Consider the following 25,857-nt stretch of genomic DNA (forward strand, 5'->3'; position numbering starts at 1 on the left):
CGAACAATCACTGACATTACTGTCAGTTGTCCAGTTTGATCTCAAAGGAAACCCATTGACTGGGTTCATATAAGTTACTGGCTATTCGGCACGCTGTTGAGTTCTCAAAGAACACGCGCACACCATCACCAGCCGCAAAACTGCGGCCCGATCCGGGGCATGTGCATATTCAAAGCTGAAGGTTTTGCTTAACTGAAACTAGACGCCCTGGCCAAATCGATCCTTAAGGACCGCCGACTGGGTCTTCCCGTTTCGGAGACTGCCCACTCTACCACAACTTCTGGGAGCTTGGTTCGCACTCTCCGTCTGGCTCCGGCCCGCTGGGCGGTCCGTGTTGGCCTGACTTGGAGAAAGTTACACGTGCCGGAACACCAGGTCAAATCGGGGGTCCAACAGCGGGCGCACACCAAGAAACCGCAGGTCAAGTCATGTTCACCAACCCTACCAGCACGCTATCGCACCACCGTTCCGCGCAACAGTGTGACCGCCGTCACTCAAAAGAGATCGAAACGGCCGCCGCCCCACAGCGGGACGGCGGCCGTTCCAGCGAAGAAAGCCCAGGTCAGAGCTGTACGTGCACCCCGGCGGTGTTCCGCTTGCCGCGCCGCAGCACCAGCCACTTGCCGTGCAGGAGGTCCTCCTTGCCCGGCGTCCACTCCTCGTCGGTGACCTTCGCGTTGTTCACGTACGCGCCGCCCTCCTTCACCGTGCGGCGCGCGGCGCCCTTGCTCTCGGCCAGCCCCGAGCTGACCAGGAGGTCGACGATCGTCGGCGACTCCGACAGCACCGCGGTGCCGGTCGGGGCCTCGGCCATCGCCGCGTCCAGCGTGGACAGGTCGAGGTCGCCCAGCTCGCCGCGCCCGAACAGGGCCTGGCTCGCCGCGATGACCTGCTGGGTCTCGCGCTCCCCGTGGACCAGGTCGGTGAACTCCTGGGCCAGCCGCTTCTGGGCCGACCGCAGGTGGGGGCGCTCGGCGGTGTCCCGCTCCAGCTCCTCGATCTCCTCCCTGGTCAGGAAGGTGAACAGGCGCAGGTAGCGGATCACGTCGGCGTCGCCCACGTTCACGAAGTACTGGTACCAGGCGTACGGCGAGGTCATCTCCGGGTCGAGCCACACGCTGCCGCCGCCGGTCGACTTCCCGAACTTGCGGCCCTCGGCGTCGGTGACCAGCGGTGCGGTCAGCGCGTGCACCGACCTGCCGTCGACCTTCCTGACCAGCTCGACGCCACCGAGGATGTTGCCCCACTGGTCCGAGCCGCCGACCTGGAGGCTCGTGCCGTACGCGCGGTTGAGCTGGAGGTAGTCGTGCGACTGGAGCAGCAGGTAGCTGAACTCCGTGTACGACATCCCGTCGCTCTCCAGGCGCCGCTTCACGGTCTCGCGGCCGAGCATCACGTTGATCGAGAAGTGCTTGCCGATGTCGCGCAGGAACTCCAGCACCGGCACCTGGCCGGTCCAGTCGAGGTTGTTGGCCACGACCGCGCCCGTCGGCGAGTCGTCGAAGTCGACGAACCGCTCCAGCTGACCGCGGATCCGGTTCGCCCAGTCGGCGACCGTGTCGAGCGTGTTCAGCGTCCGCTCACCGTTGTCGCGGGGGTCGCCGATCATGCCGGTCGCGCCGCCCGCGAGGACGATGGGCCGGTGACCCGCGCGCTGGAAGCGGCGGAGCAGCAGCAGCGGGACGAGGTTGCCCGCGTGCAGGCTCGGCGCGGTCGGGTCGAAGCCGCAATAGAGGGTGAGCGGGCCGGAGTCCAGGTCTTTCCGCAGTGCGTCGAGGTCGGTGGAATGCGCGATCAGGCCGCGCCAGGACAGCTCGTCAAGGATGTGCTCGCTCACGGGGTCGATTCTCCCCTACCTGGTCAAAGCAGTTCACCGTGCAGTGCGGTTTGTGGCAGGCCCACGCCGGGTAGTCGTGTTCCGGGGGTAACCGAGAGGACTCGACCGATGACGTATCCGGATCGTGAACCGCGGCGCCCGGCCGAGAGGCACCCTCAGCCGGGCTACGCCGTCGAGGAGCAGCGGACCGAGCAGATGCGCGTCCGCGATCCCCGTGCCGGGGACCACCCGACGCAGGTCGGTGCGCCCGTGCCGCTGGAGGACGACGTGTCCCGGCGGGAGGACGTGGTGCGGCGCGAGGAGGTCGTGGAACGGCCGCGCGACGACCACGCCCGCGTGAAGACCGTGATGGTGGTGTGCGCGATCATCGACGTGGTGTGCCTGCTGTTCGCCATCGTGCTGGCGGTGCACATCTTCCTGGTGATCGGCGGCGCGAACGCGTCGAACGGCTTCGCGCAGATGATCGAGGGCTGGTCGTCGGCGGTGTCGCTGGGTCTGCGCGACCTGTTCACGCCGGAGAACCTCGGCGCGCGCACGCTGCTGAACGACGGTCTGGCCGCGGTCATCTGGCTGGTGCTGCGGGCCGTGCTGACGAACCTGATCACGCGGCTGGCGCTGCCCGTCGGCCAGCGCCGGGTCTGGTACCGCCGGACCGCGACCTACTAGGACCTCGTCGGTTCGGCACGACGACCCGGTCGGGGTCGTCGTGCCGAACCGTGGTCAGGACGGGCGCCGCTTCGCGCCCCTGCGGAACGTGCTCACGGCGGGCGAGTCCGCGATCCAGTACCGCCACGGCACCTCCATCGCGACCGAGATGCCCACGCGGGGGCCGGTCACGACCTCGGCGTCGGACACCGGGTCACCGGCGTAGAGCCGGACCGACGCCTCCGGCGCGGTGAGGTCGACCCCGTTGTGCGAGCGGTCCAGCCCGAGCACGCTGGTGAGCCGCGCGGGCCCCTTGGCGAGTTCGGCCTGGCCGCGGGCGGACGGGCGGCGGATGTGGGCCAGCTCGGAGCCCTTCACCACCTCGCCCGCGCGGATCAGGACCGCTCCGGGCTCGCCGTCGGTCAGCGAGACCACGTTGCAGCAGAAGTGCATGCCGTAAACGAAGTACACGTACAGGTGACCCGCGGGGCCGAACATCACCTCGTTGCGCGGGGTCTTGCCGCGGTGGCAGTGCGACGCCGGGTCGTCGAAGCCCCGGTACGCCTCCACCTCCACGATCCGCACGCCCACGACGCCCTCGGGGGTCGTGCTCTCCAGGACGCAGCCGAGCAGGAGCCGCGCCGCGTCGACGGGTTCGACGGCGAGCTCCTGCTCGGTGAGCTGCCTACCTGGCACGGCCTGCCGTGAACCCACGCGCGACCGACACGCGGTCGACCAGGTGCTTGAGCTGCTCGGCGACGCGGTCGGGCGAGGTGCCGCCGTGGCCGTTGCGGGACGCGATGGACCCGTGCACGGTGAGCACGTCGCGGACCGACGGCGTGAGGTGCGCGGAGACGTCGGCGAACTCCTGGTCGGTCAGCTCGTCCAGTCCGACGCCGCGGCCCTCGGCGACGCGGACGCACTCGCCCGCGGCCTCGTGCGCGATCCGGAACGGCACGCCCTGGCGGACCAGCCACTCGGCGATGTCGGTCGCCAGGGTGAAGCCGAGCGGCGCCACCTCGGCCATCCGGTCGGTGTCGTAGCGGATCGTCGACAGCATCCCGGCGATGGCGGGCAGCAGGAGCTCCAGCTGCTCGACGGAGTCGAACAGGGGCTCCTTGTCCTCCTGGAGGTCGCGGTTGTAGGCCAGCGGCTGGGCCTTCAGCGTGGCCAGCAGGCCGGTCAGGTTGCCGATCAGGCGTCCGGACTTGCCGCGGGTCAGCTCGGCGACGTCGGGGTTCTTCTTCTGCGGCATGATCGAGCTGCCGGTGGCCCACGCGTCGTCGAGCACGGCGAAGCCGAACTCCGACGTGGTCCAGATGATGACCTCCTCGGCGATCCGCGAGAGGTTCACGCCGATCATGGCCAGCACGAACGCGATCTCGGCGGCGAAGTCGCGCGACGCGGTGCCGTCGATGGAGTTCTCCACGGGCCCGGTGAAGCCGAGTTCGGCCGCCACGGCGGCCGGGTCCAGCCCGAGCGAGGAGCCCGCCAGCGCGCCGGAGCCGTACGGGGACAGCGCGGTGCGCCTGTCCCAGTCCTGGATCCGCTCGATGTCGCGCAGCAGCGACTGCGCGTGGGCGAGCAGGTGGTGGGCCAGCAGCACGGGCTGCGCGGCCTGGAGGTGGGTGCGGCCGGGCATGACCGCGGTCGGGTGCGCCTGCGCCTGGCCCACGAGGGCGTCGACCACGTCGAGCACGCCGTCGCCGACCCGGCGGGCCGCGTCCCGCAGCCACATCTTGAACAGGGTGGCGACCTGGTCGTTGCGCGACCGGCCCGCGCGGAGCTTGCCGCCGAGTTCCGGGCCCGCCCGTTCGATCAACCCCCGTTCGAGGGCGGTGTGCACGTCCTCGTCGGCGATCGTGGGCTCGAACGCGCCGGAGGCCGCGTCGGTCTCCAGCAGGTCGAGCGCCTGGATCATCCTGGTCAGCTCGTCGTCGGTCAGCAGCCCCGCGGCGTGCAGGACGCGGGCGTGGGCCCGCGAGCCCGCGATGTCGTACGGAGCCAGTCGCCAGTCGAAGTGCGTGGACGCCGACAGCAGCGCCATCGCCTCCGCGGGCCCCGACGCGAACCTTCCGCCCCACAGTGCGCTCACTTGTTCAAATCCCTCTTGCTCGGCAGATCCGGGAACTCGTCGAAGGTATCGCCTCGGCGGTCGGTGCCGCTGGCGGCGTCGCCGCGGGGGCCGTCGACGGCCGCGCGCCCGCCGTGCAGGCGGACCCGGACCTCCCCGGAGACGTGGTCCTGCGTGGTCTCGATGAACGCGTCCAGGGCGTTCTTCAGCGGGGAGAACCAGAGACCGTCGTGCACCAGTTCACCCCACCGGCGTTCGGCGTCCCGCTTGAACCGGGCGGTGTCGCGGTCCAGGGTCACGGCCTCCAGCGCCCGGTGGGCGGTGATGAGCGCGACGGCGCCGGGTGCCTCGCAGCACTCGCGGCCGTCGGCGTCGACGAGCCTGCCGACGCCGTGGTCGCGCGCCCGGCGGTTCAGCTCGCGGACGGCCTGGAGCGCGGTGACGGTCTCGCCGTCGAGCGCGACGGGGACGCCCCGGTCGAACGTCACCACGACCTCGTCCGGGTCGTACCACTCGGCGCCGCGGCGCTGGGAGAGGCCGACCACGCGGCCCCACGCGGTCCGGTCGGCCGAGTACGGGGAGGTCCGGGTGACGTCGATGGGCAGGGCGCGCTCCTCGACCCAGCGGATCGCCTCCTCCCGCGTCCAGGAGGAGTACCGCAGGGGCGCGAGCACCTCCAGGTCGGGGGCGAGGGCGCCGATGCCGATCTCGAACCACTCGGCGCGGGCGGAGCCGTGCGCGACGGCCGTCGCGCCGTGCCGCTCGGCTGCCTCGGCGAGGTGCTTGACGACGACCGGGCGGGACACCGCGGACGCCAGCGGGCGCTCGCCGCGGCGGAGGGCGTTCGCGCGGACGGCGGGGAGGCAGTAGTCGGTGGCGAACTCGTCGCGCGCGTCCACCACGACGGCGTCGACGGCACCGCAGGCCAGCGCGCGCCGCCGGAGCACGGCCGGGTCCTCGCCGCCCTGACCGAGGTCGACGGCGACGGCCACCACCTCGGCCCCGGTCCGCTCGGCGAGGCGGCCGAGGGCGACCGAGCTGTCCAGGCCGCCGGAGTAGGCGAGGACCACCCGCTCAGTCATGGTCGTCGCCCTGCTGGCCCTCGGACAGCGACGTGATCCGCTCGGCGAGCTCGGCGCCGGTGAGCGGGTCGCGGGCGACGACGATGATCGTGTCGTCGCCCGCGATGGTGCCGACGATGTCGTGCAGAGCGGCCCGGTCGAGCGCGCTGGCGAGGAACGAGGCCGCGCCGGGCGGGGTGCGCAGCACGGCGAGGTTCGCCGAGTGGTCGACGGAGACGAGCAGTTCGCCGAGCACGCGCGCCAGGCGGGACGTGCCGCCCTGGACGCCGCGCACGGGGCTGCCGTCCTCGGGGATCACGTAGACCGGCGCGCCCCCGTCGGCTCCGCGCAGCTTGACCGCGCCGAGTTCGTCCAGGTCGCGCGACAGGGTCGCCTGCGTGACCTCGATGCCTTCCATGGCCAGGGTTTTCGCCAACTCCGACTGGCTGCGGATGGCCCGCTGCGACACGAGTTCGACGATGCGCCCCTGGCGCGCGGTCCTGGTCATGACTCGGAGTTCTCCAGCAACCAGACCAGCAGCGCCTTCTGGGCGTGCAGCCGGTTCTCGGCCTCGTCCCACACGGCGCTGTCCGGGCCGTCGAGGACCTCGTCGGTGATCTCCCAGCCGCGGTGCGCGGGCAGGCAGTGCAGGACCGTGGTCCTGACGCCCGTCGCGGCCACGAGTGCGGCGTTCACCTGGTAGGGCCGGAACGGGCTGACGCGGTCGAGCCCGTCGTTCTCCTGGCCCATGGACGTCCACGTGTCGGTGATCAGCACGTCCGCGCCGTCAACGGCCTCGCGCGGGTCGGTGACCAGCTCCACGGAGCCGCCGGTCTCGGCGGCGCGCTTCTTGGCGTCGTCGAGGATCCAGGGCAGCGGCACGAACGACGGGGGCGCGGCGATGCGGACGTTCATGCCCGCGGTGGCCCCGCCGAGCAGCATCGAGTGCGACATGTTGTTCGCGCCGTCGCCGAGGTAGGTCGCGGTGAGGCCCGCGAGCTTCCCGTGCCTGCTGCGGATGGTCTGGAGGTCGGCGAGCACCTGGCACGGGTGGAACTCGTCGGTGAGCGCGTTGACGACCGGCACCCGCGACACCGAGGCCATGGCCTCCATGCGCTTCTGCGCGAACGTCCGCCACACCACCGCGTCCACGTACCCGGACAGGATGCGGGAGGTGTCCTCGATGGTCTCCTCGCGGCCGAGCTGCATGGAGCGGCCGTCGATGATGACCGGGTTGCCGCCGAGCTGCGCGATGCCGACCTCGAACGAGAGCCGGGTGCGGGTGGAGTTCTTCTCGAAGATCACGGCGACGGACTTGGGGCCCGCCAGCGGCTTCGCGGTGAACCGGTCGGCCTTGTAGGTGTCGGCCAGGTCGAGCACGGCGAGCTGCTCGTCGGGCGTCAGGTCGTCGTCGCGGAGGAAGTGCCTCGGGGTCATCACGGCTCCAGGAACGTGGGGAAGTCGGCGACGAGCCGAAGGGCGTCGGTCTCCTCGAGCACGAGCGGCGGGGCGAGCCGGACCACGTCGGGCTGGACGGCGTTGATCAGGTACCCGGCGCGCTGCGCGGCCGCCGCGGCCTTGGCCGAGACCGCCTCCCGCAGCGTGATGCCGAGCAGCAGGCCTGCGCCGCGGACCCCGGAGACGAGCGGGTGGTTCAGGGCCTCGATGCCGGTGGCGATCTCCTTGCCGACGGTCGAGACGTGTTCGAGCAGCCCCTCGGACACGATGGTGTCGAGGACGGCGAGCGCGGCGGAGCAGCTCACCGGGTTGCCGCCGAACGTGGTGCCGTGCTGGCCGGGTTCGAGCAGGGCCGCGGTGTCGCCGACGGCGACGCACGCGCCGAGCGGGAGCCCGCCGCCGAGGCCCTTGGCCAGGGTGAACACGTCCGGCACGACACCGGCCTGCTGGAAGGCGAACCAGGTGCCGAGGCGGCCGATGCCGGTCTGCACCTCGTCCAGCACCAGCAGCGCGCCGTGCCGCGAGGTGATCTCGCGGGCGGCCTGGAGGTAGCCGGCGGGCGGGACGACGACGCCGTTCTCGCCCTGGACCGGCTCGACGACGAACGCGGCGGTCTCGTCGTCGACCGCGGCCTCGAGCGCGGCGACGTCACCGAAGGGGATGTGCACGACACCGGGGACGAGCGGCTCGAACGGGGCGCGCTTGGGCGGCTGGCCGGTGAGCGCGAGCGCGCCCATCGTGCGGCCGTGGAACCCGCCCTCGGTGGCGACGACCTTGGTGCGGCCGGTCCGCCGGCTGATCTTGAACGCGGTCTCGTTGGCCTCGGCGCCGGAGTTGCAGAACAGCACCCGGCCCGCGCCGTCCACACCGGACAGTTCGAGCAGGCGCTCGGCCAGCGCAAGGGACGGCTGGTTGATGTAGAAGTTCGAGGTGTGGGACAGCTTCCCGATCTGCTCCGTCACCGCGGCGACGATCGCCGGGTGGGCGTGGCCGAGCGCGTTCACCGCGATGCCCGACACCAGGTCGAGGTAGCGGTTGCCGTCGGTGTCCCAGACGAACGCGCCCTCGCCGCGGTCGAGCGTGATCTGCGGCGTCCCGTAGTTGTTCATCATCGCGGCTTGCCACCGCTGCTGGTCGTTCACGATCCATCCCCCGTGACCATCGTTCCGACACCGCTGGAGGTGAAGACCTCCAGCAGCACGGAGTGCTCCACCCTGCCGTCGATGACGTGCGCCCGCGGGACACCGCCGCGCACCGCCCGCAGGCAGGCCTCCATCTTCGGGACCATGCCGCTGTCCAGGTGCGGCAGCATCTTCTCCAGGTCGTCCGCGCTCACCTCGTGCAGCAGCGACGACCGGTCCGGCCAGTCCGAGTACAGACCCTCGACGTCGGTCAGCACCACGAGCTTCCGCGCCCGCAGCGCGATGGCGAGCGCACCGGCGGCGGTGTCCGCGTTCACGTTGTGCACGACGCCGTCGGCGTCCGGCGCGACCGAGCTGACGACCGGGATCCGGCCCGCCCGCACGAGGTCCAGCACGGCGTCCGGGTTCACGCCCACGATGTCGCCGACCAGGCCGATGTCCACCGGCTCGCCGTCCACGATCGCGGGGCGGCGGCTCGCGGTGAACAGGTGGGCGTCCTCGCCGGACATGCCGACCGCGTGCGGGCCGTGGGCGTTGATCAGGCCGACGAGTTCCCGGCCGACCTGGCCGACCAGGACCATGCGGACGACGTCCATCGCCTCCGGCGTGGTGACCCGCAGGCCGCCGCGGAACTCGCTGTGGATGCCCAGCCTCGTGAGCATCGCGCCGATCTGCGGGCCGCCGCCGTGCACGACGACCGGGTGCAGGCCCGCGAGCTTGAGGAACACCATGTCCTCGGCGAACGCCCTCTTGAGCCGGTCGTCGACCATGGCGTTGCCGCCGTACTTCACCACGACGACCGCGTCGCGGAACCGCTGCAACCACGGCAGCGCCTCGACCAGGACGGCCGCCTTCTCGCCCGCCGGGTTCACGACGAGTACGCGCTGTTCTCTTCGACGTACTCGTGCGACAGGTCGGTGGTGAGGATCGTCGCGGTCGCGCCGCCCACGCCGAGGTCGATCACGATCTCGATCTCGCGGCCGGACAGGTCGGCCGCGGAGCGGTCCTCGGCCTTGGTGCCGTTGGCGAACAGCGTGGCGCGGTTGATCGTGATGCCCAGCCGGTCCGGGTCGATCACGGCGTCGGCGCGGCCGATCGCCATCGCGATCCGGCCCCAGTTCGGGTCCGAGCCGTACAGCGCGGTCTTGACCAGGTTGTCCTCGGCGACCGTGCGGCCGACCAGGACCGCCTCCGCCTCGGTCGCGGCACCTCGGACGGTGATCGAGACCTCCTTGGTGACGCCCTCGGCGTCGCCCTGGAGCTGCTTGACCAGGTCGCCCGCGACGGCGGTGAGCAGGGCCGTGAAGTCCTCGGCGGTCGGCGTCACGCCCGACGCGCCGGAGGCCAGCACGAGCACGGTGTCGTTGGTGGACGTGCCGCCGTCGACGTCGAGGCGGTCGAACGTCCGGGTGGTGGCCGCGCGCAGGGCCGTGTCGAGCGCGGCGCCGTCGATGACGGCGTCGGTGGTGATGACCGACAGCATCGTGGCCATGTTCGGCGCGAGCATCCCCGCGCCCTTCACGAAACCGCCGATCGACCAGCCGTCGGCGTGCGCCTCCCACGACTGCTTGGCGCGCGAGTCCGTGGTGAGCACGGCGGTCGCGGCGTTGAAGCCCGCCTCGACGGTGCTGTCGAGCGCCTTGGCCGCGCTGTCCACACCGGACCGGACCGCGTCCATCGGCAGCCGCTCGCCGATCAGGCCGGTGGAGCAGACGGCGACCTCGATCGCGCCGCAGTCCAGCACCTCTGCGACCTTCTCGGCCGTGGCGTGCGTGTCCTGGAAGCCCTCGGGGCCGGTGCACGCGTTCGCGCCGCCGGAGTTGAGGACGACCGCGGTGAGCCGCCGCTCCTTGATGACCTGCGCGGACCACAGCACCGGCGCGGCCTTGACCTTGTTCGTGGTGAACACGCCCGCGGCCGCGTCCAGCGGCCCGGTGTTCACCACCAGGGCAAGGTCCGGCGCACCGGTCGCCTTGATGCCCGCGGCGACGCCCGCCGCCGTGAAGCCCAGGGGGCCGGTAACACCCTTGTCGCGGATCATGGAGCCACTCCCACAGTGGACAGGCCGGTCGTCTCCGGCAGGCCGAGCGCCAGGTTCATGCACTGCACGGCGGCACCGGCGGTGCCCTTCGTCAGGTTGTCGATCGCCGCCACGACGACGAGGCGGTTCAGGTCGGGGTCCACCGCGACCTGGATCTGCACCGCGTTCGAGCCGAGCACGGCGCCCGTGGTGGGCCAGTGGCCCTCGGGCAGCAGGTGCACGAACGGCTCGTCCGCGTACGCCTCCTCGTAGACCGCCCGCACGTCCCGCGCCTCCGGGCGCAGCTGCGCCGAGCAGGTGGCGAGGATGCCGCGCGGCAGCGGTGCCAGCACGGGGGTGAACGACACCCCGATCGGCCGGTCCGCGACGGCGCTGAGGTTCTGCACGATCTCGGGCGTGTGGCGGTGCGTGCCGCCGACGCCGTACGCGCTCAGCGAGCCCATCACCTCCGAGCCCAGCAGGTTCGTCTTCGCGGCCTTGCCCGCGCCGGACGTGCCGGACACCGCGACCACCACCACCTCGGGTTCGACCAGGTCGGCGGCGACCACGGGGGCGAGCGCGAGGGAGGACACGGTCGGGTAGCAGCCGGGGACGGCGACGCGCCTGGTCCCGACGAGCTTCTCCCGCTGACCGGGGAGTTCGGGGAGGCCGTAGGGCCAGTGGCCCGCGTGCTCGCCGCCGTACCAGCGCTCCCACGCCCACGCGTCCACCAGCCGGTGGTCGGCCCCGCAGTCGACGACGAGCACGTCGTCGCCGAGCCGGGCCGCCAGGTCGGCGGACTTGCCGTGGGGCAGCGCGAGGAACACGACGTCGTGGCCTGCCAGCACCTCGACCGTCGTGTCCTGGAGCACCCGGTCGGCGAGCGGCAGCAGGTGGGGCTGGTGGGCGAGCAGCGGGCTGCCCGCGTTGCCACCGGCCGTGAGGGCACCGATCTCCACGTCGGGGTGGGAGAGCAGGAGCCGCAGCACCTCGCCCCCCGCGTACCCGCTGGCTCCGGCGACCGCGATCCGCACTGTCATGCGGATAATTATGCATTGCGCTGCAAACTTACTCAACCCTTATTCGGGCCCCTGTCCGGGTGACCCGGCTCGCACCCGCACAGCGCACCCCGACATCCGACCGTACACGGCACCCGACCTCCGCGGGGCGCCGTCTGCCAGCGGAAACACCCCGGCAGCACGCGGGGCCGCGGTCGGCTCGACCACGGCCCCGCGACGCGACCCGGATCAGGCGGGCTTCACCGCGACGAACTCGCCGACGGTGAACACACCCGCGGCGCGCGCGGCGTCGAGCGCCCGCTTGCCCTCCGCGAACACGTCGCTCTCCTCGCCCTCGTAGGCGAACCAGCCCTGGCCGTCCTCCGGCGGGGTGCTGCCCCAGCAGGGCACGTCGGGGTAGAGGTCGACGGCCCGCTCCACCACGAGGCCCGCGTCCTCGATCATCCGCCGGTAGCCCTCGACGGTGCCGTGCCAGGGGATCGAGATGTGGTGCTCGACCGGGTCCATCCACCGCTTGATCTGCTCCGCGGTCCGGTGCTCGCCGAACGGGCGCTGGAGCCAGTCCACACCGACCAGACGTCCGCCCGGCTTGAGGACGCGGGCCGCCGCGCGGAAGAACGCGGCCTTGTCCGGCAGGTGGCAGACCGACTCGTACCAGGTCACGGCGTCCAGGCAGCCGTCGGGCCACGCGGAGAGGGTGCGGTAGTCGTCGTCGCCGATCGTGTGGAACGCGACCTGCTCGCCGAACCCCATCTCGCGGGCGTAGTCCCGCGCCCGCTGGGACAGCCACTCGTTGTTGCTCACGCCGACGAAGTGGGCTCCGCTGACGGACGCCATGTGGACCGTCGCGCCACCCACACCGGAGCCGAAGTCGAGCGCCCAGTCGCCCGCGCCGAGCCCGGCGTCCGCGACCAGCCGCTCCTCCAGGACACGCGCGGCCTCGGCCGGCGAGTGCCCGGCCTGCTCCGACGCCAGGTCACCGTGGTGCCAGAACGGCCCCATCAGCGCTTCGTACGCGGGTCCGGCCACGTCGTAGTAGGCCCGGACGCGCTCTTCCACATCTCCCACTTGCCACCCTCCTCGAATTCCGCAAGAGGGTCGCACCACCCGCTTCGCGGTCGGTACCGCCGTCGGGACGGGACTTGCGTCACGGTGGGCCCCCGGTGCATCATGCTTTCACCAATTAAGTAGTGAAAGGGTCTTGGGTGATCGAGTTCCGGATCGACCGCCGCTCCGGGGTCGCCGCCTACCTGCAACTCGTGCACCAGACGAAGCAGGCACTGCGGTTGGGACTGCTCCAGCCCGGCGACCGGCTGCCGACGGCCAAGGAGGTCATGACGGCGACCGCCATGAACCCCAACACGGTGTTGAAGGCGTACCGGGAGCTCGAACGTGAGGGGCTCGTCGAAGGCAGGCGGGGATTGGGCACGTTCGTGATCGGGACGCTGGCGAGGCCGGGGGCGAGCGACGACGGGCCGCTGCGGGAAGGGCTCGGGGCGTGGCTGGCGACGGCCGAGACCGCCGGGCTGGAGCGGGAAGACGTGGAGGCACTGGTGAAGGCCGTGCTGGACGAGCACTACGGGACGTGAGGAAGTCACCATGGACGAGGGGTCGGCCGCGCTCGCCGCGGCCGGATTGGGCAAGCGCTACCGGCGGGGCTGGGCGCTGAAGGACTGCACGTTCACGTTGCCCGTCGGGCGGATCGCGGCGCTGGTCGGGCCGAACGGCGCGGGCAAGTCGACGCTGATGTCGCTGGCGACGGGGCTGCTGCGCGCGACCGAGGGCGGCGTCGAGGTGCTGGGCAGGCCGGGGTTCCTCGCGCAGGGGAAGCCGCTGTACCAGGGGTTCACCGTCGACGAGATGCTGCGGGCGGGTCGGCTGCTGAACCCGGACTGGGACGACGAGTACGCGCGGCGGCTGGTCGACGAGGCTCGGGTGCCGCTGGGGGCGAAGGTCCGCACGCTGTCCGGCGGGCAGCGGACGCGGGTCGCGCTGGCCGTGACGCTCGGCCGCAGGCCGGAGGTCGTGCTGCTGGACGAGCCGCTGGCCGACCTGGACCCGTTGGCGCGCCAGGAGGTCATGCAGGCGCTGATGGCCGAGGTCGCCGAGACCGGGACGACCGTGGTGCTGTCGTCGCACGTCCTCGCGGACCTCGACGGGATCTGCGACCACCTGCTCCTGCTGTCCAACGGGCGGGTGCGGCTCGCGGGCGACGTGGAGGACCTGCTGGCCGAGCACCGGCTGGTGGTCGGACCGCGGTCGCTGGACGTGCCGCCCGAGGTGCTGGTGGAGCGGCGCGACACCGACCGCCAGTCGACGGTGCTGGTGCGCGGGTGGGAGGGCCCGCCGGGCGTGGAGGTGCTCGACCCCACGCTGGAGGAGTTGGCGCTCGGGTACTTCCGGGCGGGTCGCGTGGCGGCCGAGCGGGGGGTGGCGGCATGACGTGGGTGGCGTGGCGGCAGCAGCGGCTGCTGACCCTGGTGTCGCTGGGGATCGTGGCGGTGGTCGCCGCCGGGATGGCCTGGCTGTGGGCCGACGTGGCCTCGGTGATGCCGATGGACCTCGCGGGCCTCGACCTGCGCTACGACGAGTTCCTCCAGTACGTCCCGATGGTGATGCTGGTCCTGCCGGTGCTGCTGGGGATGTTCGCCGGTGCCCCGGTGTTCGCCCGCGAACTGGAGCAGGGCACGCACGTCTTCGGCCTCACCCAGTCGATCGGCCGGACCCGGTGGTGGACGACGAAGGTGCTCGTCGCCGGTGTCCCGGTGACGGTGGCGATGACGCTGCTCGGGCTGCTCAACGCGAAGGCCCTGGGGCCGTTGAGCACCCTGATGACGAGCAGGCTCCAGACCCCGATGTTCGAGAGCCAGGGGCTCGTCCTCGGCGCGTACACGGCGTTCGCGTTCGCGCTCGGGGCCACGGCGGGGCTGCTGGTGCGCAGCACGCTGGCCTCCATGGCGATCACCATCGCCGGGTACCTCGCGCTGCTGGTCGTCGTCGGCAACGCGGCCCGGCCCCACTACGCCACGCCGGAGTTCGCCCCGTCCGGCGCGGGCGAGCCCGGCGCGTGGCGCGTGGAGATCGGCTACCAGGACGCGCGGGGCAACCCGATGGACTTCTCCCCCGGCGAGTGCGGGCTGGAGTCGCTCCCGGTCTGCATGACCCAGCACGGCGTCGCGGGCCAGTTCACCAGGTTCCACCCGGCCGAGCGGTTCTGGGACTTCCAGCTCCTGGAGAGCGGGATCGTCGTCCTGGCCGTCGCGGCGCTGCTGGGCGTCGGCGCGTGGGCCGTGCGCCGGATCCACTAGGGACACGGCGGTTCCAGCGGCAGGCCGGGGAACTGCCGGGCCCACTGGTCGGCGGTGATGGGCGGTGCGGCCACCGCGCAGATCCGCTCCACGACCCGGTCGACGTCGAGTTCCCACAGCCGCACCGCGTGGTCGCCGCCCGCCGAGGCGAGGGTCCGGCCGTCCGGGCTGAACGCGACGGTCCAGATCCGGTCGGTGTGGCCCCGCAGCACCAGCGGGTCGCGCGGGTCGGCCACGGTCCACACCCGGACCGTCTCGTCGTTGCCCGCGGTCGCCACCCGGCGGCCGTCCGCGCTGAACACCACCCGCTGCACCGGGCCGTTGTGGCCGGTCAGCGTGGCGAGCGGCAGGGGGTGGCGGGGGTCGGCGAGGTCCCAGAGCTTGGCGGTGGCGTCGATGCTCGACGTGGCGAGCACCGACCCGGTGAACGCCACCGAGGACACGGTGCCGCTGTGACCGGTCAACGGCGGCAGGGCGCGCGGGTGGTCGGGGTCCGCGACGTCCCACAGCCCCACCTCCCGGTGGTCGGTGGCGACGGCGAGCGTGCGGCCGTCGCCGCTGATCGCCAGGTGCGAGAACTGGTCGTGCGGGTCGGTGGTGACGGTGCTCCGCAGCCGCGGGCTCCGGGGATCGGCGACGTCCCACAGCGCGACCAGCCCGTCGACGTTCGACGTCACCAGCAGTGCGCCGTCGGCGCTGAACGCGGCCGTCACCACCCCGGTGGACTCGGCGGGCAGCGCGACCGGCTCGGTGCCCGGCCACAGCCGCACCACGCCGTCGAGGTCACCGGTGGCGAGGACGTCGCCGCGCGGCGCGTAGGCGACGACGCCGACCGGTCCGGCGTGCACCGGGAGGGCGCCGACCTCGGTGACGTGGAACGGTTCCGGCCGCCACGTCCGCACGGTCGCGTCCTCGGACCCGGACGCGAGCGTGCGGCCGTCCGGGCTGAACGCCACCGACCACACCGGTTCGGTGTGCCGGGCGACGGCGAGCCCGCCGAGGTCCTCCAACCGCACCACGCGGTCGTCGCTCGTGGTGGCCAGGGTGCTGCCGTCGGGGCTGAACGACGCGGACCACACGGCGTCGGTGTGACCGGTGAACGCCACCAGCTCGGAGGGCGCGCGGACGTCGGAGACGTCCCACAGCCGGGCCGTCTTGTCGTCGGCGGCGGTGGCGAGCGTCCGGTCGTCCGGGCCGAACGCGAGGCCGTGCACCACGCCCGCGTGGCCCGCGGCGGTCGACAGCGCGGCGGGTCGCGTCGGATCGGCGACGTCCCACAGCCGCGCGGTCCGGTCCCCGCCGCCCGTGGCCAGCGTGCGGCCGTCACGGGTGAACGCCACGGCCAGCGCCTCGCCGCCGAGGTCCACCGCGGACAGCTGTCCGCCGGTGGCGAGGTCCCACAGGCGGACCGTGCCGTCCCAGCTCGCCGAGGCCAGCACGCCGCCGCCGATCGCGAGGGCGTGCACCAGGCCGGTGTGGCCCGCGAGCGTGCGCAGCGGCGCAGGCCCGCGGGGATCGGCCAGGTCCCACAGGCGGATCGTGCCGTCCTCGCCCGCGGTGGCGAGCACCCGGCCGTCGGCCCGGAAGGCCACGGCCTCGATCTGGCCGACGTGCCCGGTGACGGTCGCGAGCGCCACCGGGGCGCGGGGATCGGTCACGTCCCAGAGCCGCGCGGTGCCGTCGTAGCTCGCGGTCGCCAGCCGCGAGCCGTCCGGGCTGAACGCGAGCGCGTGCACGGCGTCCTGGTGCCCGGTGAGCCTGCCGAGTTCACGCGGCCGGTGCACGTCGCCGACGTCCCACAGCACCACGACCCGGTCGCGGGCCGCCGTCGCGAGCAGCGTGCCGCCGGGGTGGAAGACCGCCCCCGTGGTCGCCTCGGCGTGCGCGGTGATCCTGGTGGCGTACGGGGCGGCGACCGTGCTGAGGAGGCTGTCGCGCGCCTCGGGCAGCGGCGCCAGCCGGTACGCGGCCAGCCGGAGCTGCGCGGCCAGCGCGGGATCGGTCTGGCCGATCACGTCGGCGTCCGTGACCGCCTTGCGCGCCAGCGTGACCGCGAGCTGCGCGTCGGCCGCGCCTCGGGCGCCGACCGCGACGACCGTGGCCGCCACGGCGACCACCAGCAGCACCGACAGCACGCCGACGAGCTGCCGGAGCCTGCGCGTCCGCCGCCGCGCGGCCTCCCGCTCCGCCGCCTCGGCGGCGAGGCCCGCGTCGAGGAACGTCCGCTCCCGCTCGTTGAGCACGCTCGGGTCGCGCCGCGCCCAGTCCGTCGCGAGGGCCAGCGGAGCACCCCGGTACAGCGACCCCGCGTCCCGCCCGTGCTCCTCCCACGCCCGTGCCGCCTCGGTCAGGTGGCGGTGGACCCGCAGACCGGCTCGGTCCTCGGCGATCCACTCCCCGAGCCGCGGCCACGACCGCAGGACGGCCTCGTGGCTCAGCTCCACCCCGTCGTCGTCCACGGTCAGCAGTCGGGCCCGCGCGAGGCTCTCCAGCACCTCGGCGTGGTCGCCGGTCAACTCCGCGCGCCGGACCCGGCGCTTGGTGTCCTCGACACCGTCACCGGGCGCGATGAGCCGCAGGAAGACCTGGCGGGCCAAGGCCCTGCTCCCGTCGTCGAACCCGGCGTAGACGTCCTCGGCGGACTTCGCGACCGCGCCCGCGATGCCGCCGGTCGCCTCGTAGCCCGCGACGGTCAGCGTGTCGTCCTCGCGGCGGCGCCACGTCTCCAGCAGGGCGTGCGACAGGTGCGGGAGGACTCCGGGTTCACCGGTCGCGTCGGCGACCAGCCGGGCCACGAGGTCCGCCTCCACCACGCAGCCCGCCTTGAGCGCGGGCCGCGTGATCGCACTTCGCAGCTCCTCCGCGGACATCGGCCCGACCAGGAGCTGGCCCGACTCCACGGCCTCGGCGAGGTCCGGGTGGTCGGCGCAGTGCCCGTAGAAGTCGGCCCGCAGCCCCAGCACGACCCGCGTCCGCCTCGGCAGCGCGACGAGCCCGGCGATGAAGGCGGCGCGCTCCTCCTGGTCTCCGCAGAGCGTGAAGACCTCCTCGAACTGGTCGACGACCAGGAGCGTGACCGGGCCGAGGTCGTCGAGCAGCGCGGCCGGGTGCGCGCCCGGCGTGACCAGCTTCGCGGTGCCGTCCGCCGACGCCAGCAGACCAGCGCGCAGCAGCGACGACTTGCCCGACCCCGACGCCCCGACCACGGCCACCAGACCGCGTTCGGCCAGCCGGTCCCGCAGCTTCCCGAGCAGCCGTTCGCGGCCGAAGAACCGATCGGCGTCCCGCTCGCCGAAGCAGGCGAGCCCGACGTAGGGAGCGGTCGACGACCCCGGCTCCGACAGCGCGCGCCACCGCCGCTCCCACTCGCCCTCGTCGCCGCCGCACTCGCGCACGTAGGCGAGGAGCACCGGGAGGCTGGGCAGCCGCTGGCCCCTGGCCGCGTCGGCGAGCGTCGTCGGCGAGTAGTGCGTGGCGCGGCCCAGTTCGCGGTAGCCGGGCGAACCCGCCCGTTCCCGCAGCCGCCTCAGGTCGAACGCGAAGTGCTGCACCGGGCCCGCGTGCGGGTCCACCGGGCTCTCAGGACGCGGCATGGCTCCCCTCCACCGACCGATGATCTTATCGGCCCGATCCTGTCGAGGTCTGTGCCGGTGCCGGGTGGATAGGGGATCGACACCGCTCTGACCGGGTGTCGACGCGGGCCGTGCGCCACGGGCGCGGGCCGCCGCCGGAGTCGTCCGGGATCAGCTCTCCCGGCTCCGCGCTGCCGGGGTCGGCGCTGCGGGGTCAGGGTGACACCGTCGTCCGGCACATCACGACGTCGACCTCGTCCTGGAACGAGTCGTCGGGCACCCGACCGCCGCGCAGCACGTTGTCCAGCGCGATCAGGCCTCCGGGCCGCAGGCGGCGGACCAGTTCCTCGTAGTGGTCGGGGTACCGACCTTGTCGGCGTCGACGAACGCGAGGTCGACCACCTCGTCGGCCAGGAGGTGGTCGCTCACCGCCGGGTTGATCAGGTCCATGACGCCGAACTCGCCCGAGTCGCCTACGGTGACCGGCATGGATCTGGTCGGCGCGGCGCGTGCCGGACTGGCTCGGGTGGCGGACCCGGCGAAGGCCGACGACATGCGCCGCTACATGAGGTCGGCGCTCCCTTTCCGCGGTGTCGCGAAGCCGGAGCGGGCGAGGCTGGCGAAGCAGTTGTTCGCGGCGCACCCGATGCCGGACGCCGAGACGTGGGTGGCGACCGTGCTGGAACTGTGGCGCGGAGCCGAGTACCGCGAGGAGCGCTACCTGGCCCTGGACCTGATCGGCGCCTACCCGCGGTGGCAGGACGTCGGGCTGCTGCCGCTCTACGACGAGCTGATCGTCACCGGGGCGTGGTGGGACTTCGTGGACGAGATCGCGAGCAAGCGCGTCGGTCCCCTGCTGCGCTCGGACCCGGAGGTGGTCGCTCCGCTGCTGCGGACGTGGGCCCGTGACGACGACCGTTGGCGACGGCGCACGTCGGTGATCTGCCAGCTTGGCTCGAAAGCCGCGACCGACACCGACCTGCTGGCCGAGTGCGTCGAGGCGAACATCGCCGACCAGGACTTCTTCCTCCGCAAGGGCATCGGCTGGGCACTGCGACAACACGCGAGAACCGACCCCCACTGGGTTCGAGCATTCGTGGACACCCACCCGGCCCTGTCACCACTGTCCCGCCGCGAAGCACTCAAACACCTCGGCTGACCACGAGCGCCCTGGCTCATACCACTCAACAGAACGTGCATACAGTCGACCAGTATTTGTATGCAGTAGTCATCATGCGATATTGCGAGCCTGGCACAGAGAACCGCAATGACCTGCCACTGCCGACGAGCAGCGTGCAGCAGCTCGGACTGAACACTGACCCGCGCGGCGAATTACGTCCGCAGTCTGTATGCAATCCGGTGCGTACTGCATACAGAAGACGTTGTGCGATCACGCTCGACCACCGTCACCGCAAGCACGTCCTCCCGCAGCTCCAACGTCGCCGTGAACCGCCAGAACTCGCCCCCCATGTCCAGCACCTCCGCGAGCACGGTCCCCCGCAACTCCCGATCCACGGCCACCAGCACCCCACCGTCGAACACGACCACCGTCCCGTCGCGCAGCACCACCGGAGCGGCGACCTGACCGTGCCGCAACGCACGACCGCGATCGAGCCCACCGTCGGGCAACAGCCGCACCACGGCGGAACGGGTCGGCTGCCGCCGATCGCACTCGACCACCCGAACCCCGTCACCGCCACCGTCGCCGTCGACCACGTAGTGGCCGTACGTACGCCACGTCGTCACCAGCGCACCGTCACGGTCGTGCAGCCAGGTGTCGAAGACGTCGTACCCCTCCAACCCCAGCAGGAACCGACCACCACCCACCGCCGCCCCACGCTCCCCGCGCAGCTCGGCGATCCGCTCCCCGGTGCGCAGGTCCAGCAGCAGCGCGGGTCCGAGCAGACCCCACGGGTGGTAGTCCAGCGAGTCGGTCAGCACCAGCACACGATCCGCACTCACGTGCGCCGCCCTGGGCCGGGCACCGCACTCGTGCCGCCACCCGTCACCGATCAGCACGGTCCCGTCGGCCTCGAACGCCCCCAAGGGCGCGGCACGACCACCGGAGACGGGAGCGGGAACCGGCTCAGCGGTCCAGCGGACCAAGCTCAACCCCTGGTCGCGTGACCGGAGTAGGTCAGCGGGAACACGAGGTCCTTGCACGACGCGGGCACGTCGTGCGCCACCTGCACGACCATCTCGACCTCGACCTCACCGGCCGGGGGGATCAGCACGGGCGTGTCCATCGCCGCGACGCTGAGCAGGCCGGACGGGCAGCCCTCGACCTTGTTCTTCGCCGAGTCGACCGGCTGACCGGGGATCGCGGACAGCTTCACCACGATGATGTCGACCGCGTTCGGGTTCGACAGCCTCACCTGCCGCACACCCTCGGTGCCGGGCGTCAGCTCCACGGCCGCGCCGGACACGTCGTCGATCTCGAACGGCTTGAGGTCCGACACCCCGGCCTCGCCCGCGCTCACGGAGTACGCCATGGCGGGCAACTCGGGATCCGGCCACGTCAGGTGCATGGCGGCGACGACGGCCGCCCCGACACCCAGAATGGTCGTGGCGACGGCGACTTCCATCCGCGGGCCCAAACTTCGCATGGCGCAACTCCACAGGCTGTTGCTCCAGGCGGTGGGTTCGCCGCTAGCTCCCTACCGGACCGGCGACCAACTCGCCCGGCAGTTCATCGCTTCGCCCCTCGGCCCAGCGGGCCGCCCGCCAATCTTGGAGAACTTTCAACTGAGACGCAAGGACCATTCATCTAAAGTGAGCCGGGTTCACTAGGGGCTTTGGACCCGCCGAGAGGCTCGCGCAGCGCGGTGATCAGGCAGTTCACCGATATTCCCCGCGACCGCGATTCACCCGGTCGGCCTAGCCAGACCGACCGGGTGACACGACCACCCACCACGCTAGCGCAGGGTTGCCCCGTACCGCTCGGCGAGCGACGCCACGGCCGCGTCCCGCGCCGCGGTGGCCTCCTCGACGGTCAGCGTGCGGTCCGGCGCGCGGAACCGCAGCGCGTACGCCAGCGACCGCTTGCCCTCGCCCACCTGCTCGCCCGTGTAGACGTCGAACAGCCGGATGTCCTCCAGGAGGTCCCCGCCGCCCGATTCGAGCACGGCGGCCACCTCGGCGGCGGGCACGGCCGCGTCCACGACGACCGCGACGTCGAGCAGCACCGGCGGGTACGCCGAGATGATCGGCGCGGGCCGGTTGTCGTTCAGCGGCAGCGCGTCCAGGTCCAGCTCCATCGCGACCGTGCGCTTGGGCAGCCCGAGCGCCTCGACCACCTTCGGGTGCAGCTCACCGGCGTGGCCGACGGGCCAGTCGCCGACGCGCAGCTCGGCGCAGCGGCCGGGGTGCCACGGGGCGAGGTCGGACGCGACCACGCGCAGCGTCACGCCGTACGCCTTGCCGACGAGCTTCGCGGCCTCGACCGCGTCCGCCCAGTCGGCCTGACGGCCCTTGCCCCACCAGCCCGCGTGCTCGCGGTGCCCGGCCAGCACGACGGCGACGTGCACCGGCTGCTGCGGCAGCGCCGCGAACATGGACGCCACCTGCGCGTCGGTCGGACGGGAGGCGACCCCGACCTCCGGCACCGGCACCTGCTGGGTGCGCGGCAGCGTGACCTGGGCGATGTTGAACAGCGCCACGTCCTTCTGGCCGCGCGCGAGGTTGCGCTGCACCGCGTCCAGCAGGCCGGGCAGCAGCGTGGTCGCGAGCGCGTGCTTCTCCGCTTCGAGCGGGTTCAGCACGCTGACCACGTTGCGGCGCGAGTCGTTCGGGCTCAGCCCGAACGTGTCGAACACCGCGGGCGAGATGAACGGGAACGGCAGCACCTCGGTGTAGCCGAACTCGGCCAGCGCGCGGGACACGGTGCGGCGGCGGCGCTGCTGCTCGGTCAGGCCACGGCCGGCCGGGGCGGGCGGCAGCGTGGACGGGATCGTCTCGAAGCCCTCCAGCCGCAGCACCTCCTCGACCAGGTCGGCGGGCTGCACGAGGTCCGCGCGCCACGTCGGCGGCGTAGCGGTGACCAGGGTCGCGCCGTCGTCGCCGGTGGAGACCTCGACCTGGCAGCCGATCTGGCCGAGCCTGCGCGCGGTCACGCCACGGGCGTAGCGCACACCCGCGACGCGGTCCGGCAGGTCGATCGGCATCGTGACCGGGCCGGGCAGCACGGGCGTGCCGACGTCGGTGCGACCGGGCTTGATCGAGCCGTCGCCGTAGTGGTGCAGCAGCCGCGCCGCGCGCTCCAGGGCGACCGGGGACAGCGCCGGGTCGACCGTGCGCTCGTACCGCTTCGCCGCCTCGCTGGGCAGCTTGTGGCGGCGCACGGTGCGGGCGATGGTCGCGGGGTCCCAGATGGCGGCTTCCAGCAGGATGTCGCCGGTCTTGTCGCCGACCTCGGTCGAGGCGCCGCCCATGACACCGGCCATGGAGATGACGCCGCTGTCGTCGGCGATGACGATGTCGTCCGCGTCGAGCACGCGCACGGTGTCGTCGAGCGTGGTGAGCTTCTCGCCCGCCTTCGCGCGCCGCACGACCAGGCCGCCGCGGACCTTCGACGCGTCGAACGCGTGCAGCGGGTGCCCGAGTTCGATCATCACGTAGTTGGTCACGTCGACCGGCAGCGAGATCGAGCGGATGCCCGCGAGCATCAGCCTGCGGCGCATCCACCACGGCGTCGGCGCCGTCGGGTCGACCCCGCTGATCTGGCGCGCGACGAACCGGGAGCACCCGGCGCCGTCCTCGACGTGGACGGGCCACACCTCGCCCTCGGCCTCGGGGACCTCGGCCACGGCCGGGTCGCCGAACGCCACGTCGAACGCGCAGGCGATCTCGCGGGCCAGGCCGCGCACCGAGAAGGCGTAGCCGCGGTCGGGCGTGGGCGTGATCTCCAGGACGGTGTCCTCCAGGCCGAGCAGCTCCACCGCGCTGTCACCGGGCTGGGCGGTGCCGCTGGGCAGCACGAGGATGCCCGAGTGGTCGTCGCCGAGGCCCAGTTCCGAGGCGGAGCAGATCATGCCGTCGCTGGTGTGGCCGTAGGTCTTGCGCGCGGAGATCGTGAAGTCGCCGGGCAGCACCGCGCCGGGCAGCGCCACGACGACCGTGTCGCCCTCGACGAAGTTCGTGGCACCGCAGACGATGCCGTTGACCTGGTCGGGTCCGACCTCGACCTGGCAGTAGCGGATCGGCTTCTTGAACTCCGTGAGCTCGGTGATCTCGACGACCCGCGCGGCGACGATCGGACCGGTGACGGGCCCGAGCGGGCGCACGTCGTCGATCTCCATGCCGATCCGGATGAAGGCGTCGGCCAGCTCCTCGGGCGTGGGCACCTCGGAGAACTCGAGGTGCTCGGTCAACCAGCTAACCGGAATACGCACCGGTCAGGCCTCCGTTCCGAAGGGCAGCGTGAAGCGGACATCGCCCTCGACCATGTCGCGCATGTCGGGAAGGCCGTTGCGGAACTGCAGCGTGCGTTCGAGGCCCATGCCGAAGGCGAACCCGGAGTAGACGTCCGGGTCGACGCCGGTGGCGCGCAGGACGTTGGGGTTGACCATGCCGCAGCCGCCCCACTCGACCCAGCCCGCGCCGCCCTTCTTCTCCGGGAACCACACGTCCACCTCGGCGGACGGCTCGGTGAACGGGAAGAAGTGCGGGCGCAGCCGCGTCTTCGAGCCCTCGCCGAACATGGCGCGCGCGAACGCGTCCAGGGTGCCCTTGAGGTGCGCCATGGTGAGGCCCTTGTCGATGGCGAGGCCCTCGACCTGGTGGAACACCGGCGTGTGCGTGGAGTCCAGCTCGTCCGTGCGGAACGTGCGGCCGGGGCACACCACGTAGATCGGCGGCGTGCGCTCCAGCATCGTGCGGGCCTGCACCGGCGAGGTGTGCGTGCGCAGCACCAGGCCCGAGTCGGCGGGCGCGACGTAGAACGTGTCCGACATCGTGCGCGCCGGGTGGTCCTTGCCGAAGTTCAGCGCGTCGAAGTTGAACCACTCGGTGTCGAGCTCGGGGCCTTCGGCGACCTCGTAGCCCATGGCCACGAAGACGTCGGCCACGCGCTCGGCGAGCGTGGTGATCGGGTGGCGGGCGCCGCGCGGCGTCCGGTCCCACGGCAGCGTGACGTCGACGGTCTCCTCGCGGAGCACGTGCTCGTCCCGCTCGGTCTGCAGCACGGCGAGGCGTTCCTCGAACGCCTTCTTCACGGCGGCCTGGGCGACGTTGACCCGCTTGCCCGCCTCGGCCTTCGCCTTGGGCGGCAGCGCGCCGATCTCGCGGCGCGCGAGCAGCACGGGCGACCGGTCGCCGACGTGCGCGGGCTTCAGCGCGGCGAGGGCGTCGAGGTCGGCCGCGGCGGCGAACGCCTCCTGGGCCTTCTGCACGGCCGCGTCGAGGGCCTCCGGCGCGAGCGCCGCGACCTCCTTGGGGTCGTACGGGTCGTTTGCTCCGGACATGAGTGGTGGACAGCTCCCGTTGGGCACGTCGCGGATAGGCGGAATCGACTCCACCACCCGACACGCGGCGGAGCAGGCCGATAGTAGGCGATCGGCCGAACCGACTTCTCCCGCGTGCCGTTCGTGCGCCCAGCGGGCGTTCTGCGACGTCAGCGGAACGGGTGACGGCCGTCACCGGCACCGGGCCGCGCTCAGGCGTTGCCCCACGGTCCGCGGGCGACGAGGTCCAGCGCCGACTCGGCGGTGGGCTCGACCGCCGTGGTCGCCCGCGCGTCGCGGAAACGCCGCTCCACGCCCAGGTCACGGCGGAACGCGGCGTCGCCGCACAGCTTCATGGCGAGGTCCGTCACGGTGAGCACGGCGTCGGCGGCGGCGAGGGTGAGCTGGCAGACCTTGCGCCGGGCGCGGTCGGGTTCCCAGCCGTGCGCGGCCACTGCGTCGTCGTGCAGGACGCGGACGGCGTCGGTGCGCAGGCGCATCCGCGCGAGGTCGGCCGTCCGGTCCCCCCGGTGCTCCAGGGTGGCGGCGAGGGCGCCCTCCATCAGGCCGAGCGCGACGGAGGAGCCGAGCAGCGCGAACCACGGCAGGGCGTCGTGCAGCACGGTGTCCAGGCCGGCGCCGTCCTCGCCGAGTCGGCAGCTCGCGGGGACGCGGACGGGGTCGGCCCAGACCGTGGTGGCCGCGCCGCCGCGCAGGCCGATGCCGTCGTGGGAGGCGGGGACGAGCAGGTCGGGGGCCTGGCCGGAGACGAGCCAGAGGGTGGTCGTGCCCCCGGCGGCGACGGGTGGGGAGGACCAGACGTAGCTGTCGGCCTCGCCCGCGGAGACCACCCACGTCTTGCGGTCGTGCAGGGAGACGACGTCGCCGCTCCGGCGGGCGGTGCCGGTCGGGGTGAGCGGGTCGCCCGCCTGGAAGACGGCGAGCGTGCTGAGGTGCCCGCCCGCGGCGACCTCGGTGCGGAGGCCGCGGTCGCCGTGGCGGTTGAGCACGGCGACCGCGGCGAAGTGCGAGCGCAGCACGGTCGCCGTGCCGCCGCAGTGGCGGGCGACCTCCTCGACGACGCGGCTCGCCTCGGCCAGCCCCTGACCGCCGCCGCCCAGGCCGCGCGGGACGGTCATGCCGAGGATCCCGGCGCGGCCGAACGCCTCCACGGCCGCGCGCGGGAACCGGTGGAGCCGGTCGGTCCCGACCGCGGCGGGGGCGACGACGGTCCTGGTGATCCGGGTGAGGTCGGAGCGGAGCGACATCGTCCTCCCCTTC

The 25,857-nt window shown here is 72.6% G+C and carries 23 protein-coding genes; 5 read left to right on the forward strand and 18 right to left on the reverse strand.

The window, feature by feature from the left end; translation table 11 throughout:
• Nucleotides 1-562: 562 nt before the first annotated feature.
• Nucleotides 563-1,837: a tyrosine--tRNA ligase gene (gene tyrS, locus AC156L_RS25725; RefSeq protein ID WP_330873546.1), complete on the reverse strand. Its 1,275-nt coding sequence runs from the start codon at nt 1,835-1,837 to the stop codon at nt 563-565.
• 108 nt (nt 1,838-1,945) lie between these two features.
• Here tyrS and AC156L_RS25730 point away from each other — a divergent pair, with 108 nt between their 5' ends.
• Complete coding sequence (locus AC156L_RS25730; RefSeq protein ID WP_330873547.1) at nt 1,946-2,503, forward strand: hypothetical protein; 558 nt, start codon at nt 1,946-1,948, stop codon at nt 2,501-2,503.
• A 54-nt stretch (nt 2,504-2,557) separates the two neighbouring features.
• On the opposite strand, the gene AC156L_RS25735 is transcribed toward AC156L_RS25730, so the two are convergent.
• From AC156L_RS25735 to AC156L_RS25780, 10 genes are all read right to left on the reverse strand, one after another.
• A complete protein-coding gene (locus AC156L_RS25735) occupies nt 2,558-3,178 on the reverse strand; it encodes a DNA-3-methyladenine glycosylase (RefSeq protein ID WP_330873548.1) in 621 nt (206 codons plus the stop codon).
• Complete coding sequence (argH, locus tag AC156L_RS25740) at nt 3,168-4,577, reverse strand: argininosuccinate lyase (protein ID WP_330873549.1); 1,410 nt, start codon at nt 4,575-4,577, stop codon at nt 3,168-3,170. Before argH ends, AC156L_RS25735 begins: the two co-directional genes overlap by 11 nt.
• Entirely contained in the window at nt 4,574-5,638 is a 1,065-nt protein-coding gene (locus tag AC156L_RS25745; protein ID WP_330873550.1) for an argininosuccinate synthase domain-containing protein, read from the reverse strand. Before AC156L_RS25745 ends, argH begins: the two co-directional genes overlap by 4 nt.
• On the reverse strand, nt 5,631-6,125 hold the full coding sequence (locus AC156L_RS25750; RefSeq protein WP_330873551.1) for an arginine repressor: 495 nt from the start codon (nt 6,123-6,125) through the stop codon (nt 5,631-5,633). Before AC156L_RS25750 ends, AC156L_RS25745 begins: the two co-directional genes overlap by 8 nt.
• Nucleotides 6,122-7,054, reverse strand: coding sequence for an ornithine carbamoyltransferase (gene argF / locus AC156L_RS25755; RefSeq protein WP_330873552.1), 933 nt, complete (start codon nt 7,052-7,054; stop codon nt 6,122-6,124). Before argF ends, AC156L_RS25750 begins: the two co-directional genes overlap by 4 nt.
• Nucleotides 7,054-8,187 carry an acetylornithine transaminase gene (locus AC156L_RS25760; protein WP_414719770.1) on the reverse strand — a complete coding sequence of 378 codons (1,134 nt, stop codon included), beginning with the start codon at nt 8,185-8,187 and terminating at the stop codon, nt 7,054-7,056. Before AC156L_RS25760 ends, argF begins: the two co-directional genes overlap by 1 nt.
• 26 nt (nt 8,188-8,213) lie before the next feature.
• The gene (gene argB / locus AC156L_RS25765; protein ID WP_330873553.1) at nt 8,214-9,089 is read right to left on the reverse strand and encodes an acetylglutamate kinase; all 876 of its coding nucleotides are present in this window, start codon (nt 9,087-9,089) and stop codon (nt 8,214-8,216) included.
• The gene (gene argJ / locus AC156L_RS25770) at nt 9,086-10,258 is read right to left on the reverse strand and encodes a bifunctional glutamate N-acetyltransferase/amino-acid acetyltransferase ArgJ (protein WP_330873554.1); all 1,173 of its coding nucleotides are present in this window, start codon (nt 10,256-10,258) and stop codon (nt 9,086-9,088) included. The genes argB and argJ overlap by 4 nt, the downstream gene beginning before the upstream one ends.
• Nucleotides 10,255-11,277: an N-acetyl-gamma-glutamyl-phosphate reductase gene (gene argC / locus AC156L_RS25775; RefSeq protein WP_330873555.1), complete on the reverse strand. Its 1,023-nt coding sequence runs from the start codon at nt 11,275-11,277 to the stop codon at nt 10,255-10,257. The genes argJ and argC overlap by 4 nt, the downstream gene beginning before the upstream one ends.
• 207 nt (nt 11,278-11,484) lie before the next feature.
• Nucleotides 11,485-12,324 carry a methyltransferase domain-containing protein gene (locus AC156L_RS25780; protein ID WP_330873556.1) on the reverse strand — a complete coding sequence of 280 codons (840 nt, stop codon included), beginning with the start codon at nt 12,322-12,324 and terminating at the stop codon, nt 11,485-11,487.
• A gap of 137 nt (nt 12,325-12,461) precedes the next feature.
• Here AC156L_RS25780 and AC156L_RS25785 point away from each other — a divergent pair, with 137 nt between their 5' ends.
• The 3 genes from AC156L_RS25785 to AC156L_RS25795 are packed head-to-tail and all read left to right on the forward strand — an operon-like array spanning nt 12,462 to nt 14,564.
• On the forward strand, nt 12,462-12,845 hold the full coding sequence (locus AC156L_RS25785) for a GntR family transcriptional regulator (RefSeq protein ID WP_330873557.1): 384 nt from the start codon (nt 12,462-12,464) through the stop codon (nt 12,843-12,845).
• Nucleotides 12,846-12,855: 10 nt separating this feature from the next.
• Nucleotides 12,856-13,698, forward strand: a complete 843-nt coding sequence (locus tag AC156L_RS25790) for an ABC transporter ATP-binding protein (protein WP_330873558.1) — start codon at nt 12,856-12,858, stop codon at nt 13,696-13,698.
• The gene (locus tag AC156L_RS25795) at nt 13,695-14,564 is read left to right on the forward strand and encodes an ABC transporter permease subunit (RefSeq protein WP_330873559.1); all 870 of its coding nucleotides are present in this window, start codon (nt 13,695-13,697) and stop codon (nt 14,562-14,564) included. The genes AC156L_RS25790 and AC156L_RS25795 overlap by 4 nt, the downstream gene beginning before the upstream one ends.
• Here AC156L_RS25795 and AC156L_RS25800 read toward each other — a convergent pair.
• Both AC156L_RS25800 and AC156L_RS25805 read right to left on the reverse strand, forming a co-directional pair.
• On the reverse strand, nt 14,561-18,157 hold the full coding sequence (locus AC156L_RS25800; RefSeq protein WP_330873560.1) for an nSTAND1 domain-containing NTPase: 3,597 nt from the start codon (nt 18,155-18,157) through the stop codon (nt 14,561-14,563). The genes AC156L_RS25795 and AC156L_RS25800 overlap by 4 nt on opposite strands.
• Before the next feature lie 291 nt (nt 18,158-18,448).
• Entirely contained in the window at nt 18,449-18,625 is a 177-nt protein-coding gene (locus tag AC156L_RS25805) for a hypothetical protein (RefSeq protein WP_330873561.1), read from the reverse strand.
• On the opposite strand from AC156L_RS25805, the gene AC156L_RS25810 reads away from it, so the two are divergent.
• On the forward strand, nt 18,624-19,295 hold the full coding sequence (locus tag AC156L_RS25810; protein WP_330873562.1) for a DNA alkylation repair protein: 672 nt from the start codon (nt 18,624-18,626) through the stop codon (nt 19,293-19,295). The genes AC156L_RS25805 and AC156L_RS25810 overlap by 2 nt on opposite strands.
• Nucleotides 19,296-19,468: 173 nt before the next feature.
• On the opposite strand, the gene AC156L_RS25815 is transcribed toward AC156L_RS25810, so the two are convergent.
• From AC156L_RS25815 to AC156L_RS25835, 5 genes are all read right to left on the reverse strand, one after another.
• The gene (locus AC156L_RS25815; protein ID WP_330873563.1) at nt 19,469-20,098 is read right to left on the reverse strand and encodes a hypothetical protein; all 630 of its coding nucleotides are present in this window, start codon (nt 20,096-20,098) and stop codon (nt 19,469-19,471) included.
• Nucleotides 20,099-20,244: 146 nt separating this feature from the next.
• Nucleotides 20,245-20,742 (reverse strand): hypothetical protein, encoded by a 498-nt coding sequence (locus AC156L_RS25820; RefSeq protein ID WP_330873564.1) that lies wholly within the window; start codon nt 20,740-20,742, stop codon nt 20,245-20,247.
• Between the two features lie 309 nt (nt 20,743-21,051).
• Nucleotides 21,052-23,526, reverse strand: coding sequence for a phenylalanine--tRNA ligase subunit beta (gene pheT / locus AC156L_RS25825; RefSeq protein WP_330873565.1), 2,475 nt, complete (start codon nt 23,524-23,526; stop codon nt 21,052-21,054).
• Between the two features lie 3 nt (nt 23,527-23,529).
• Nucleotides 23,530-24,597, reverse strand: a complete 1,068-nt coding sequence (gene pheS / locus AC156L_RS25830) for a phenylalanine--tRNA ligase subunit alpha (protein WP_330873566.1) — start codon at nt 24,595-24,597, stop codon at nt 23,530-23,532.
• Nucleotides 24,598-24,788: 191 nt separating this feature from the next.
• Entirely contained in the window at nt 24,789-25,844 is a 1,056-nt protein-coding gene (locus AC156L_RS25835; RefSeq protein ID WP_330873567.1) for an acyl-CoA dehydrogenase family protein, read from the reverse strand.
• Nucleotides 25,845-25,857: the final 13 nt, after the last annotated feature.

This window comes from Umezawaea sp. (genome assembly GCF_057122925.1).